Raw genomic sequence first — 13,169 nt, forward strand, 5'->3', positions numbered from 1 at the left:
CAGCAAGAATACAATTAAGTTGACTAATAGTAAACTTTACTTTCATCTTGAAAGTACCATTTCATGTCCGTGGAAGGCCCCATGTATCTGAATGACCAAGAAACAGCAGTAGACATGCTCTACTATGAGGCTGCAGCGAAGACGATTGTCCGTCTCATCCGATCTACGCCAGCTGTGCCTTTAACTATCGGTGTGCACGGAGACTGGGGAGCAGGCAAATCCAGCGTGTTAAAAATGGCCTCATCCGAGCTAAAGCAAGATGATAAGGCTCTCTGCATCTGGTTCAACGGCTGGACGTTTGAAGGATTTGAAGATGCCAAAACAGTCGTTATCGAAACGATCGTTGAAGAGCTGCGGCGCGCAAAGCCAACATCAACGAAGGTGGCTGAAGCCGCGAAAAAGGTTCTAAAACGTGTTGATTGGCTCAAGCTAGCACGCAAATCCGGAGGCTTGGCTTTCACTGCAATGTCAGGCATCCCTACTCCTGATCAGTTCCAAAGTCTCGCACAGGGAGTCCAGGCCCTTTTCGGTAAGGCCAAAGAGGACTTCTCATTCGATAAACTGAAGGAACTCGCGGAAGACGCAGGGGATTACCTGAAGGATGCGGAGAAAGAAGGAAACCACATCCCAGAGCACATGCACAAATTTCGAAAGGAGTTCGAGGAACTGATTGCGGCGGCTGACGTTGAACAACTCGTCGTCATCGTTGACGACCTAGACCGGTGCCTCCCAGAAACAGCGATCGCAACACTAGAAGCGATCCGACTATTCCTTTCTGTCCCTCAAACGGCCTTCGTCGTCGGCGCCGATGAAGTGATGATTGAATATGCAGTACGCAAACACTTCCCAGACCTCCCGCCATCGATGGGTCCGGTACCGTACGCACGAAATTACTTGGAAAAGTTGATTCAAGTCCCTTTCCGTATCCCAGCCTTAGGCTTGGCGGAGACGCGCATCTACGTCACCCTTCTTCTGGCCGAAGTCGCTAAGGGCGCGAATAACAGCGAGTTCAAAAAGTTGCTGGAAGGAGCACGTAATGAGCTTAAGCGACCATGGTTGAGCCGCGGCCTTGACATGATGTCTGTATCGCAGATATTCAGTGGAAATGTTCCCGAAAAATTTGTTGAGCCCATCAGCATTAGTACACAGATCACTCCAATCCTGACAGAAGGAACCCGAGGAAATCCACGACAGATCAAGCGCTTCCTGAACTCGATGTCTCTTCGTTACCAGGTGGCCCAAGAGCGTGGCTTTGCAGATGATATCTCAATGCCTGTGTTGGCAAAGATTATGCTCGCAGAAAGCTTTGCCCCAAATTTCTACTCACAAATCGCCAGACTTGCGGTAACAGCGCCGGATGGCAAGCCGGCTGCGCTTGTGCAACTGGAAAAAAGCGTGAGCCCGCCCCCTACGAAGGAGCGTACGAAGGCAAAGGATGCCGACAAGATGGATGAGGTCGATCCGGACGTCGCGGAGTGGTTGAGGAGTGACTGGACCGTGAGCTGGGCAGCCATTGCACCGCCGTTAGGAAACGTGGATCTGCGGCCATACGTGTTTGCCACTCGCGACAAACGCAGTTACTTGGGAGGACTTGCCGCTGCCAGCCACTTACAAGGTATAGTCGATCGTCTGATAGGGCCAAGGATGAAACTAGCTGGCATGGATCAGGAGATCACGAAATTATCGGGCACCGAACCGGAGCAGGTCTTTGATGCATTAGCCGTAACCATCCAAACGAGTGAAGACCTGTCTCGTGAGCCAAAGGGCTTACACGGCCTGCTCCTGGTAGTTCAAAAACATGGCATGTTGCAACGCCGGCTCTATGAGTTCTTGGTAGGCCTGCCGACGGATAAAATTGGTGCTTGGATCTCCAATTTCGGCACCATCTTCACAGATGGACCGGTTGCAGCTGAGTTTAATTCCCTCGTCCAGTCTTGGGCTACCCAAAGTGAAAATGCCAAACTACGCGGTGCGGCTACAGGATTGACGAAGCTTCTGAAGGGCAAGTGATGGGAACCTCTAAAGCTTATGGGGGGCCTGCCAACGGACTTGTACCGTCATGGATCGATGATCCGGTTCCAGCTGCTAACGAATCCTCAGGCAATGTGCCACCAGGGCAAGACACGTCTGGCACCGATACGCCAACTCCATTGGGAGCTCAAGATACAACCACAGCTGGCACTTTCAGAGGCGCACGCAGCAAATTTTCAAATTTCGCAAAGAATAGAAGCTCGAGTTCTCTCGGCGGAGCCCTACGCCAACACGTGAAAGGTTCCGGTGGACCGCGAAAAGCCGCGCAACGAATGGGGGCTACAAAGGCTGCGGGAAGCCGACTGCTTGCCTTTGTACGTGACGCAGAACGCATGGGTATCAATGAGACCTTGCGTGTACGCGGTCTGCAGGGCTTGGCTGGGCAAAATGTCGAGGCCATTTTCGTCGGCTTAATAGACGTAATTTGCCCACCCGGGGGCCCTATCGACGAAGCAATAGCACGACAAGCGCTCATGGAAGCGATCGGTGACCAAGCCGACGCAGGGAGTAATGACTTTGACACACTCACGCCAGCACAACTGAAGGAATTCTTTCTCGATTTCGTTGTACGTTCAATAGAAGGCCGCATCATTAGCGACATTGGTGCCAAAGGTGTTGTGCTACCCGACAATGTCAACGATGTGTTGGTAATCCAGGAGCAGCTGCACGACTTTATTGCCGGCTGCTGCCATAGCCATCTTGCGACAGAGCTTGATGCGATAGGAACCCTTACCGATCGCCAACTAGACGCAAAGATCAACTTGATCTACGAGGCCGCGTTCAGCTTGATCGAAGAGGCTGGAGAGGAAGCAGAATGACACATCACACCATCTACTGCCGCCTAGGCAGCGAGGCTAATTCTTTGCCCCTGCCCATCATGGCCGGGACTGTGCTATCCGACATTAACTTCATCGATATCGCCGGCGAACTCAACTTCGGTCTGGAAATGACACTGGCGCAGCTCGACAAGATGGGGCTTACGCCAACGGAAGTTGCGATTGATTTGGTAGTGTTGGCTACCGCGTTAACCGCTGCAGACACCCGCATTAGCCGAGCTGAAAACTCCCAAGACCGATGGACCCGAGAGATCGATATATTTATTCCCGTTAGCGATACCGCACTATGGCGCACTCAGCAACAGCGTCTGGGACACATGCTACGCTTCCTAACAGGAGACCACTGGCGCATCTTCTTCCGTGAGCGGCCAGCAGCATATAGAAAACTAGCTCGCCAATCGGAACATCTAAAGACAACATCTCCCACTTCCGTCTGCTTATTCTCTGGAGGGCTGGACAGCTTCATCGGTGCAGTCGATTTACTCTGCGAGGGCCAAAGCCCGTTACTCGTCAGCCATCGTTGGGATACCCTCACCGCAAGCCGCCAGAATGAATGCATCGCTGAACTGTCTACTCGGTTCCCGGGCCTTGTTGTAGGCAACCACATGACTGGTCGGGTAGGTTTCGACCATGAAACAGTGACCTCTTCGACCACTGAAGACACGCTACGAGGCCGATCGTTCCTGTTCTTTTCACTGGCGGCTCTTGCGGCCTCTGCAATCGGGGAAGACATCACAATCCATGTTCCAGAAAACGGCTTAATATCGCTGAATGTACCTCTCGATCCATCAAGATTGGGAGCCCTCAGCACAAGGACGACACATCCGTTCTACATGTCGCGATTCAATGAGCTATTGCAGGGGCTAGGAATTAAAGCGACGCTCCATAATCGGTACAGGCACATAACCAAAGGGCAGATGGTCGAGCAATGTAAGGATATGTCTTTCCTTCGTATGCACGCATCAAAGACTATGTCATGTTCAGGTCCAGCAAAATACCGTTTTCATCCCGACCAAACCATGCGCAAGATTCAACATTGCGGGCACTGCGTCCCTTGTTTGATTCGACGTGCCTCACTTTTGCGCGGCTTTGGCCAAGACGAGGACGAAACACCGTATACCTTACAGGGCCTGCGTACGCGAGTACTCGACTCATCCAAACCAGAGGGAGAGCACATACGAGCGTTTCAACTCGCGTTAGCACGACTGAATGCAGTGCCAGAACGTGCCAAGCGGGACATTCACGTCCCAGGCCCCTTATCCGACCACTCTGGCGAGTTAGCTGCATACGAACGTGTCTATGTGGACGGTTTGCACGAAGTCGGTGTACTGCTTGCTGGCGTGCAGGCAAAAGCGTTAGCGTAAAGGTGATATAGATGCGTCCCGAGTGGGTTGATTTTCATTGTCATGTAGACCTCTATGCTGACCACCTCGCTATTATCGACGAATGCGATCAGGCTAAGGTGGCTACATTAGCCGTGACTACTACGCCGAAAGCATGGCAGCGCAATCAGGAATTAGCAGCGTCTTCGAAATTTGTGCGCGTTGCATTAGGCCTGCACCCTCAGCTCGTTGCCGAGCGAGCCAGTGAGGTAAACCTTTTTGAAAAGCTACTTGAATATACGCCCTATGTTGGCGAAGTAGGACTGGATGCTGGTCCGCAGTTTTACTCATCGTTCCCGGAACAAGAACGCATTTTCTTGAGAATCATCTCTGCGTGTGTCGAACAGGGTGGAAAAATTTTAAGCGTACATAGTGTTCGATCGGTAGGTAAAGTTTTGCAGCACTTGGAACGGCTTAGATTTGCTCATCACGGACAAGCGGTCTTGCATTGGTTTACTGGTACTGCAGCCGAGGCAAAGCGAGCAGCAGAGCTCGGTTGTTACTTTTCAATCAACTCCGAAATGCTCAAATCTCCAAAGCATAGATCCTTAATTACCAAACTCCCTCGAGATCGTCTGCTTTCTGAAACAGATGGTCCTTTCGTGACCTATGTTGATCGCCCTGCTAGACCTGTCGATGTGGCTTCGACAGTCGCTAACTTAGCAGAAGCATTAAATATCACGCCTGAAGCAACACGGGTTTTAATCATTCGAAACCTAACGAATTTAATGAAAAATTCGAAAAAAAATATTCCATACACCGTGCACGGCTCCAATAATTAATTCACTGATCGGGCAGCCACCATTTAAGTCCTATTTTACCCAATGGATATTTACGAAAATATTTTTATAGGAAATTTTCTCTACAGCCTTGGCATATGTGTAGGTAAGAGAAATAATTCTGAGCATTTACCAATTTCGGTCAATCTACTTCAGCAAACCCCACTAGACCGCAGTATTGGCGACGTATTATTAAGAGGAGCCCGTACTCTTCGAATAATAGAGTTCAAGCGTATCGAGAACGACGACAATAAAGAGTTCGCCAAGCTGGAACATTTGTCACGCACTTTGTCAGTTGCAGAACATCAGGATCTCATACCACTATCCCGTCAGGTTCACTGGTTTATCGGGTCATTGAGCAAAGAAAAAGCACTCAACGTACGAATTGTTCCGTATTTAGATTTCAGAAACACCCATCAGCCTGAAATAAATATTCATTCCTTTATCAATTCAATGATCACTGAGGCTCACTCCGAATCTGATTACTCCACCCTCTATGATCGATACCTTAATGTAGTAGCGCTGGCGCAAGGCTCCATTAAAGGTTCTTCAGGCGGTATAGTTGTGTCTGTAGATAGCAACGGAAATATTAGCTATGTGGTGGTCGAGGATCTTCGTGACCTAGGGCTTACGCTAAATAAACTTCACGATGTTTATCTTCAACGTCAGATACAATTGGAGCATCAACTGACAGCTCAAAGTCACGATCGCTCGTACGACCAAGGATTATCTTATGACGGCCCTTGATAAAAATACCGTTCACGACACTCTCGGGACTTTACTTGAGATGGCACGGCGTGATCAAGACGCCATCCACGCTGCGGTGGAGCAGCTAAAGTACTCGCAAAGAACGCTAGATCAAATGACTCGCCAGCTACCTGGTGAAATGGCGCAAAGAGTCGATAAGTCGCTACAAAACTCCGTTGATGGAGCCGCTAACAAACTGGCTAGCCACTTTAGCGAAGCGAACGTTCAAGCCGATCTCGCAGCAGCAACATATCAACGAGCATCAAAGCATGTGGTTATTAAAATCACACTAGCAGCCTTAGGTATCACAGCAATTGCCGCGGCATCGATTGTCGCTGTTACCTGGATCTTAGCCCCTACTAACGCTGATATTCAGGCACTTCGAGAGGAACGCGACGAGTTAAAGAGACAAATCACGTTCTTGGAGAGGAAAGGAGGCAGAAGTGATGTCACGATGTGTAAGCTCGACGAAAAAACTGGAAAGAGTCGCATGTGTGCCAAAATCGATTCTAGTTTCAAAGGGGTATGGGAGGGTGGTTATCTAATCATTGCTAATAAAGATTGACGACATACGGACCAGTTACTTAAGACGGAATTTGCTAGCCATGTAAATTACATGGCCGTGAGCCATATAGAAAATGACAGGAATGGATAACAAAAAAAGATCACGACTTGAACAATGCCTCGGATTCCGGAAAACTGGCGAATCTTTCCTCGACGTTGCGTCCGTTGAGAGCAACCCTTTTTTTATGCTATTCAACTACGATGCTGAGAAGCTCTGCGAATTATTAACCGATGGAAAAGTAGAATTTGCCATCGCTGATAGCATTAGACGGCAAGCCGTATCGGTCGGGTCCGAACAAGCAGTTGTTATCTACAAAGGAATGTTGGATGCAATCTTTAAGATTGCTGCGAGAATTGTCGAAACCGGCGCACTCATACAATTAAATGAGAATTTTCGCAAAAGCATGAAAACTCCACAACACGCTCAAACTGCTCGCGCACTTTTAGATGAAACTGCAGATTTTTCGTGGGATGAAACCGAGTACCCCTGGATAAAAAAACGCGAGCAGCAGGTAATTTTCATGTTTTCATCAAACCTACTCTACCGACTTGTGATACTTCATGAACTGGGTCATCTTTGGCATAATCATGGTGAACGCAACGAGCTAATTGACTCCATCAACATTGACGAAATGTTTGGCAATAGCCAAGCTGGCTCTATTGAATCGCAAGCGCGCGAGCTTATTGCAGATAACTTCGCCTTTGATCATCTATTCGCCTTTACATCCTTTAATTTAGAATCCCAAAGATTTGACGAGATAGGTAGGTTCCTGTTTACCAACCTTGTCCCTGACAAGTATGAGTTGGCAGTTTTCTGCCTTCAAATGGCATTTGTCTATTTCTATTTCATGGATTCGGAATCATGGAGAGCCAGGTCGCCATCCGAATGGACTCATCCTCCCCACCCATTCAGACTGCAGGCCCTATACATGGCATTCTTGGCAGATGGATTTGGCAGCATTGAAAAGGAACACCGTGAGCAAGTCTTCAAACGAGGCGTACAGCTCGGCGACAGCACCATTGAGAGAATTTTTGGAACGCCAAACAACCTGAAATGGCTTTCTGAAATGGGCCAAAATTCTTATAAGGAGCATTTTGAAATGCTCCACAAGCATCTACCAAGGTGGACCAACATTGAACGTATTGCTTGGTAGTCAATCCTTGTCAAACTTAGCAATGCCCTTGCCGCAATCAGGCGTGAGCCACTCAACTGCACCATACTGCTCGAAGGTTAGTTTTGTTTCATCAAGATTGCGCGCTTTTCTTAGGCTTATTTGCTAATTTATCTGCACAGCTAAACTAGCCAATTTAACTAAAGTAAAACTGCCTTGCTAAACAGCTAGTGTGCCTCCCCCCAGCCATCTAGGCAGATTGAAAACAGGCCACTTGTTTTCCTGCTAAGCAGCGTTAACTTGATCTTTTGCCAGCGCTTAGCTCGTACTGTAAGAGTTGCAGAGACTTCGCTTGAGGTGAGCTTTTTTGTCACTGGAACGTAAGCGTCCAGCCAACGCCGTATTGAGCATAGCAGCAGTTTGATTGATGATGGCTGGCCGCAGGCCAGCCTTCTTTATTTGCCAGCCGGGAGGTGCTGCGCGCAGTTCCAGGGCAGGAAGTCGTCGACGCGATTGACCGGATGATCGGCGATGTGCGCCAGTACATGGCGCAGCCAGGCTTCAGGATCAACACCATTGAGCTTGGCCGTGCCGATCAGGGAGTAAATGGACGCAGCCCGCTCTCCGCCGCTGTCGGCCCCGGCAAAGAGGTATTGCGGCGGCCGAGTGCGATGCCGCGCAGCGCCCGCTCTGCGGCCGAGTTATCGATCTCGATCCGCCCCCGCAGTTTTGCTCGGCCAACGGTTAGCTCCATGATGGCCGTCGGACGATCATCGCTGCCGGAAAGTTGGGGCCCGGTTTGTTCAACAATGGTCACGGGAACCAAGGCTGGCGCGTTGATTTGATCCACCGCGCCCTGGTCGGATGCATAGCGCTTTCGCCATCCGAACACCTGGTTCGTATTCACGCCGTTTTCACGCGCCAGTCGCGCCACCGAAACACCAGGCTGAAACGATTGCGCTACGATGGCCCGCTTGAATTCCTCGCTGTGATGCCGGTAAGGCCCGCGCGAAGGCTGCTTGCTGTCCGATCCAATATTTGTGTCCATAATTGAAATTGTGGGCACAAATTTGTTGTGCCTTCGATTCAATCATCGGAGATGCTGCCGCATGAAGTCTAGACGGTGCAGCCTGGACGCTTACACTGGAACCATAACTTCGCCGTTTGGCAAAGTTATGCGTCCGGCCGCCGGTCTGACTTAGCTGATTTTGCTAGTTTAGCTGTACAGATAAACTAGCAAAATCAGCTAAGGAAAATGCCCTACAGGCAGGTCGCTGCTTCGGGTATAGGCCAATCCAAGAGCGAAGCGGTCCTTCGAATAATCCAGCGGCACTCAGGCGGCGACGCCCATTTCTTTTCGATCAGCCTTGGCAGATACTGCGCCAGGATATCGATCTCCGACATGTGCGTTCGCTTGCCCGCTTTTGAATTCAGCGCCGCGGTTGCGAGTTGGTTGGCCAGATCCTCGCACATTGCCCAGCGGCTACATCGTTCAGCCCGGGTTTGGCCTGCGGATGAATACAGGGCACCATCTTTTCACTAAAAGTAACTTGGGGGCGGCGCCCGATACCGATCCCAAAACCTCCGGAGGCAACGGAAAATCGTCGGGGACCGGCAGAGCCGATTGATCAGATACTTGCATAGTCAACCTATTTGCGGTTCGTTGTCTTGATCCGACGCCGCTAACGCAGAAGATGCCAATGAGCGGACATGATCTCATTTTAGTTGGTAGGGTTTTCGATGCCATCGGAAATGCCTGAAATCAGAATGGCGTCCTGCATTTGAGCGGAGATGTTTCTTTCAGTAAGGCGCAGCTCGAGCAATCTGCTTGTTATCCTGCGACGTCGAGCTGTTTCCACCTTTATCTCGTGCTGCGTGAACAATGTGGATTTTTGCTTGAGGTGAGCCTTTTTGATAACTATGAGTGACAAGTTCTTGATCTGGCGGCTCAAATATTCCAATTGGAAACTAAAACCCAATAGTTTTTATCTAAAGAAGAAGTAAGTCATGCACATGGGTTATTAATTCGGCGCGAAAGAGCAGATTCCCGTACCTTTGTCCCGATGCCCTATCAAAAACACTCACCTTTGCGCAGTCTCTAGAGCATATGGAAAGCTAACCGCCGTCAGTGTCGGCGTATCCGTCGCCACGATGCCAGGACTTGCCTGCCTGCGGCGCATAACGTTCGATAAGCGGCTACAGCTACTTTCCAGCTCAGGTAACCGATGTAGGCAGCTACCGCCAGCGAAACCCATTTTCCGTGCCAGTTGAAGTGGTTGCATAGTACTGAAACCGGCAGCAGAACTATGAACAGCCACAGGTGGCCGGTCCAATGAAGTTGTCCTCCGGATTCATACATGCAAACGCCGCAGATTGGGCATAGGTGCTGGGTTTTTAAATAGCGGAATGGGAGAGCACTTTTGTAGTGCCAGAGCCGAGGATGAACGTGGCTATGGCAGTCCGGGCATTGGACGGTCGCTGTCATGTTTTTCTGTCTTTGCTTGGCATTACGCTTAAAGCCGTGAACTGCTTACAGCGGTACCTGTTATGTGTACGGGTAAAGTGGCGGCCTATTTGTACTTTGCCGCAGCTTCGGCCAGACCGCGTTGATGTTCGGTGATGACCAGCGTGGCCGCAGCGTTTCGAGCATTAGCGCAGTTAATGCCGGTCGGCGTTTCACGCCAAGCCATCTGTTTGCTGGGTGGTAGCACGCTGAACTCTTTCTTTTCAAAGTCGCTGCACTTGCCTGCTACGACTTTCGTTTCGTCAGAATGTTCCATGTAGTACTGGTATGTCTTGGGCTCGCTGACGTCGATGGGGCTCCGCTGGCATCCGGTGGCTGCAGCCACCAGGGCCAGAGCCGGCACATAGGTTTTCAAGGTGCGCATAGTTGCTTCGAATTCAATTAATTTCCGCTTGGAACTTAAATATAACTAACATATCGTGAAATGTCACTTATAGTTGTCTTTGTGATTTCTATGGTTGGTGGACTGTCTGCTCACGGGAACAGATGCTTGGGTGCATGGAAAAGCCCAATGCAACAGCAACCCCGCGAGAGATCTTTGGAAGGAATTTGCGACGCGTCCGACGCCTGAAGGAAGTGTCGCAAGAGGCGCTCGCATTCAACGCTGGGCTCAGCCGTACGTATGTCAGTGAGGTGGAGCGAGGCGTCAGGAATGTTTCAATTGATAATATGGGGCAGTTGGCTGAAGCGCTTGGTGTGCCGTTGAAGGACTTGGTCGATCCGGATATGTTTTCGGATATGGCCAAGCGGCTCGCCTGACGCGTGCCGAAGTGGTCCTGCGCTGGTGCTATCTGGGCGGGTGTGGCTGTTGGGAGCTATACTGAGGCTGTCTACTTCCGCAAATACGAGGGCGCCATGAAAGCGTCGCAGATGATGACCAATCGTTTCAGCTCTCCTTCTCCCTTGGATCCGACCACCGTGGTGAGAGGTGCGACCATTGCTGAGTGGGAGGCTGCGTTCACAAATGGTTTTAAGCATACATTCACTGAACTCGCGGAGCGTAAGCGGCAGTATCTGCTCAAGAGGGCCAGGATGAAGCCGTTCAACGGAGTGTTTCGGCGGAATAGCAAATAAGTTTAGGCCAAATCAAAGTAAGTTTTACCGTCTACGGAGGCGAGACCCGGATGAGAAATTCAGCGTTGCTGCATTGTTCAAATGGCTTGAGCTTCCACTCTTCTTCATGCCTGCGGTTCGGATGGATAGCAGTTCTAGAGACACGAAATCGCGCGTGCCTAAAGGATCAGATTTCGCGGTAGATATATAGCTGGTAGCCAGTCATAAGTCGCTGATTGAGCTGCGAGTCGTCCATTTAAGCGGATAGTCGCCAAATTAACTGAAATTGACATGCTCCCGACGAAGGCTTTTCTTCCTTGTTCAGCGATTGCTTCGGTGCCTGGACGATGGCGGCGTCAATCATCTGGCCGTTGCGGACGATGCACTCAGCGAACCTGCCGCTGCTAGTAGCGGGGCGTAAATTTTGCCCTTTAGCATCTTTCCCTAGTTCTGGGTAATGAAAAGCCGTACGGTGGTCGTTTCCCCGCCGGTATATTTTTCGCTGCTACTAACCTATCCGCCGTAGCGCTTTATTAAATCTGTGAAGAATGCCTTCGCCATCGGTCCCGCGTCGGGCCCGCTTAGTTCCGCCGCACCGAACCTGAAAACTTCGTAGCCGGCCAGTTTTAGATCACGATCAGCCGCCATGGTCGTGGCGTACAGGCCGGGATCCGCCCTGCCGCTTGAGTCCGCGTAATGTTGCTTCCCGTCGACCTCGATAACCACCCTTACTCCATGGGGCATCAGCAGTAGGAAGTCCATACGGAACCGAAACAAGGCATCGGCCCCGCGTTGCTTGACGGTCTGCGGGTCCCAGTGCAGCCAGACTTCTGGAAGAAGCGCGGGCAGCTGCGGGACCGCCTTGCCGAACGTCTCGAAGTACGCCATGAACAGCATGGATTGAGGCGGTGACGTCGCCGGTAAGCAGGACTTTAAGCGCTTGAAAAGTGACTTCTTGGCTTCGCCCGGTTCCGCTATTCCCTCCGTCTCTGCCCACCAGTTTTGCAACTCTGCCCACGTCAACCCGCCGGCGCCAATAGGCCGGTCGTAAACCAAGACCGCGCCAGGGTCGGACATGATCTCGATGTCGTTACTGATCGCGTCTCGCAGCCGCAGGTCTGGCTTGGTCGACGAGGCGAAGATGAGGTTTTTGGGACGGCTGCGAGGTCCTAGGCGCGTCGAGACGAGGCTGAACACGGGGTAGCCATCTTCGTAGCGGGTTTCGCGAAGCTCCATGCCGTAACCATGCAGTACGCCGTTGACGACGTCGACGAAGTGGCGCTGGGCCGGCTCGTCTGGGCGAACATTCGCCGAGGCCAGTCCCTCCAGAAAATATGCGAAGCGGCGGTCTTGCGCGTCAAGCGTCCCGAGCTTGTCGAAAAGCGTCTCGACGGACCAGTCACCGGGATGTTGGTGAACATGACGTTGCACTTCGGCTCGCAGGCCGATGGGAGCCCCTCCGAATATTTCAGACCACGGGTCTGTGCCAAGGTCCCACAGGGTATCCAGCATTTTGTCGAAACCCTTGGCGCAGGTATAGAGGTCTTCGGGAGCGAGGGCACGAGCGATATCCCGACGGCAGCGCTTGGAAATCTCTGGGCAGCCATCGCCGGCCCAGAGCATGTCTTCTAAGCTAATCCGCACTGCGGGAGTGGGGGATCGCGTCACGAGGAAGCGCTCGGCCACGTCAGCCAGATCGGCATCACTGACCTGGCTGATTGCCCATTCCAGTCGGTCCCTTTTCGACATGTCGTCGGGAGGAACGGGAATACCGAGGTCTGCGCATAGCAGGGGGATCTTGGCATGTGTGACCACCGCAGTCAGGCCGGTGATCTCTCCATGCAGAATCTCGCGCAGGTGCACTGCGTCTATTTTGCGTATTCCTTCGGCTTGCAATGCCCTTTTCCCCTTTCCCTAAAGCGAAGTTGCCGCGATTAGTTGCGCTCTGGCGTTCGGCGCGAGTTGCGCCTTCCGGTCATGCCACTACGTTGCGGACGCCTGTTCGCCTAGCCGCTGCCGCTCAGTCTAACCTGCCTCGCGGGCTGGCGGGCGTTTGGCGCCTTTTGCCTGGCGCTTGCGCCGCGGCGAACGCCAAGTGGGAACCGCTACGATGCGTTGGCAGAAGTTTTTTCCGGTCCCAT

11 protein-coding genes and 1 pseudogene are annotated in these 13,169 nt (G+C 51.5%); 9 read left to right on the plus strand and 3 right to left on the minus strand.

Going from position 1 to position 13,169, the window contains the following annotated elements:
* Nucleotides 1-81 precede the first annotated feature (81 nt).
* The 7 genes from qatA to GJ700_RS02995 all read left to right on the plus strand — a co-directional run bounded on the left by qatA (nucleotide 82) and on the right by GJ700_RS02995 (nucleotide 7,493).
* Nucleotides 82-2,010, plus strand: coding sequence for a Qat anti-phage system ATPase QatA (gene qatA, locus GJ700_RS02965; protein ID WP_154371176.1), 1,929 nt, complete (start codon nucleotides 82-84; stop codon nucleotides 2,008-2,010).
* Entirely contained in the window at nucleotides 2,010-2,849 is an 840-nt protein-coding gene (qatB, locus tag GJ700_RS36030; RefSeq protein ID WP_308700644.1) for a Qat anti-phage system associated protein QatB, read from the plus strand. Before qatA ends, qatB begins: the two co-directional genes overlap by 1 nt.
* A complete protein-coding gene (gene qatC, locus GJ700_RS02975; RefSeq protein WP_154371178.1) occupies nucleotides 2,846-4,231 on the plus strand; it encodes a Qat anti-phage system QueC-like protein QatC in 1,386 nt (461 codons plus the stop codon). Before qatB ends, qatC begins: the two co-directional genes overlap by 4 nt.
* An 11-nt stretch (nucleotides 4,232-4,242) precedes the next feature.
* Nucleotides 4,243-5,031, plus strand: a complete 789-nt coding sequence (gene qatD / locus GJ700_RS02980) for a Qat anti-phage system TatD family nuclease QatD (RefSeq protein WP_154371179.1) — start codon at nucleotides 4,243-4,245, stop codon at nucleotides 5,029-5,031.
* Nucleotides 5,032-5,073: 42 nt separating this feature from the next.
* On the plus strand, nucleotides 5,074-5,775 hold the full coding sequence (locus tag GJ700_RS02985) for a hypothetical protein (RefSeq protein ID WP_154371180.1): 702 nt from the start codon (nucleotides 5,074-5,076) through the stop codon (nucleotides 5,773-5,775).
* Nucleotides 5,762-6,340 carry a hypothetical protein gene (locus GJ700_RS02990; protein WP_154371181.1) on the plus strand — a complete coding sequence of 193 codons (579 nt, stop codon included), beginning with the start codon at nucleotides 5,762-5,764 and terminating at the stop codon, nucleotides 6,338-6,340. Before GJ700_RS02985 ends, GJ700_RS02990 begins: the two co-directional genes overlap by 14 nt.
* A gap of 82 nt (nucleotides 6,341-6,422) precedes the next feature.
* Nucleotides 6,423-7,493, plus strand: a complete 1,071-nt coding sequence (locus GJ700_RS02995) for a phage exclusion protein Lit family protein (protein ID WP_154371182.1) — start codon at nucleotides 6,423-6,425, stop codon at nucleotides 7,491-7,493.
* Nucleotides 7,494-7,906: 413 nt separating this feature from the next.
* Here the strand turns inward: GJ700_RS02995 and tnpA are convergent.
* Nucleotides 7,907-8,499, minus strand: a pseudogene (gene tnpA / locus GJ700_RS36400) (IS66-like element accessory protein TnpA).
* Between the two features lie 1,522 nt (nucleotides 8,500-10,021).
* On the minus strand, nucleotides 10,022-10,339 hold the full coding sequence (locus GJ700_RS03010; RefSeq protein WP_154371183.1) for a hypothetical protein: 318 nt from the start codon (nucleotides 10,337-10,339) through the stop codon (nucleotides 10,022-10,024).
* A 134-nt stretch (nucleotides 10,340-10,473) separates the two neighbouring features.
* Between GJ700_RS03010 and GJ700_RS03015 the strand changes: the two genes are divergently transcribed.
* Both GJ700_RS03015 and GJ700_RS03020 read left to right on the plus strand, forming a co-directional pair.
* Nucleotides 10,474-10,734 carry a helix-turn-helix domain-containing protein gene (locus GJ700_RS03015; protein WP_154371184.1) on the plus strand — a complete coding sequence of 87 codons (261 nt, stop codon included), beginning with the start codon at nucleotides 10,474-10,476 and terminating at the stop codon, nucleotides 10,732-10,734.
* Between the two features lie 96 nt (nucleotides 10,735-10,830).
* The gene (locus GJ700_RS03020) at nucleotides 10,831-11,049 is read left to right on the plus strand and encodes a hypothetical protein (RefSeq protein WP_154371185.1); all 219 of its coding nucleotides are present in this window, start codon (nucleotides 10,831-10,833) and stop codon (nucleotides 11,047-11,049) included.
* A gap of 492 nt (nucleotides 11,050-11,541) precedes the next feature.
* Here GJ700_RS03020 and GJ700_RS03025 read toward each other — a convergent pair whose 3' ends face one another.
* Nucleotides 11,542-12,924, minus strand: a complete 1,383-nt coding sequence (locus GJ700_RS03025) for an AbiJ-related protein (RefSeq protein WP_154371186.1) — start codon at nucleotides 12,922-12,924, stop codon at nucleotides 11,542-11,544.
* Nucleotides 12,925-13,169 lie beyond the last annotated feature (245 nt).

This window comes from Pseudoduganella rivuli, assembly GCF_009674485.1.
Taxonomy (GTDB): Bacteria; Pseudomonadota; Gammaproteobacteria; order Burkholderiales; family Burkholderiaceae_D; genus Rugamonas; species Rugamonas rivuli_B.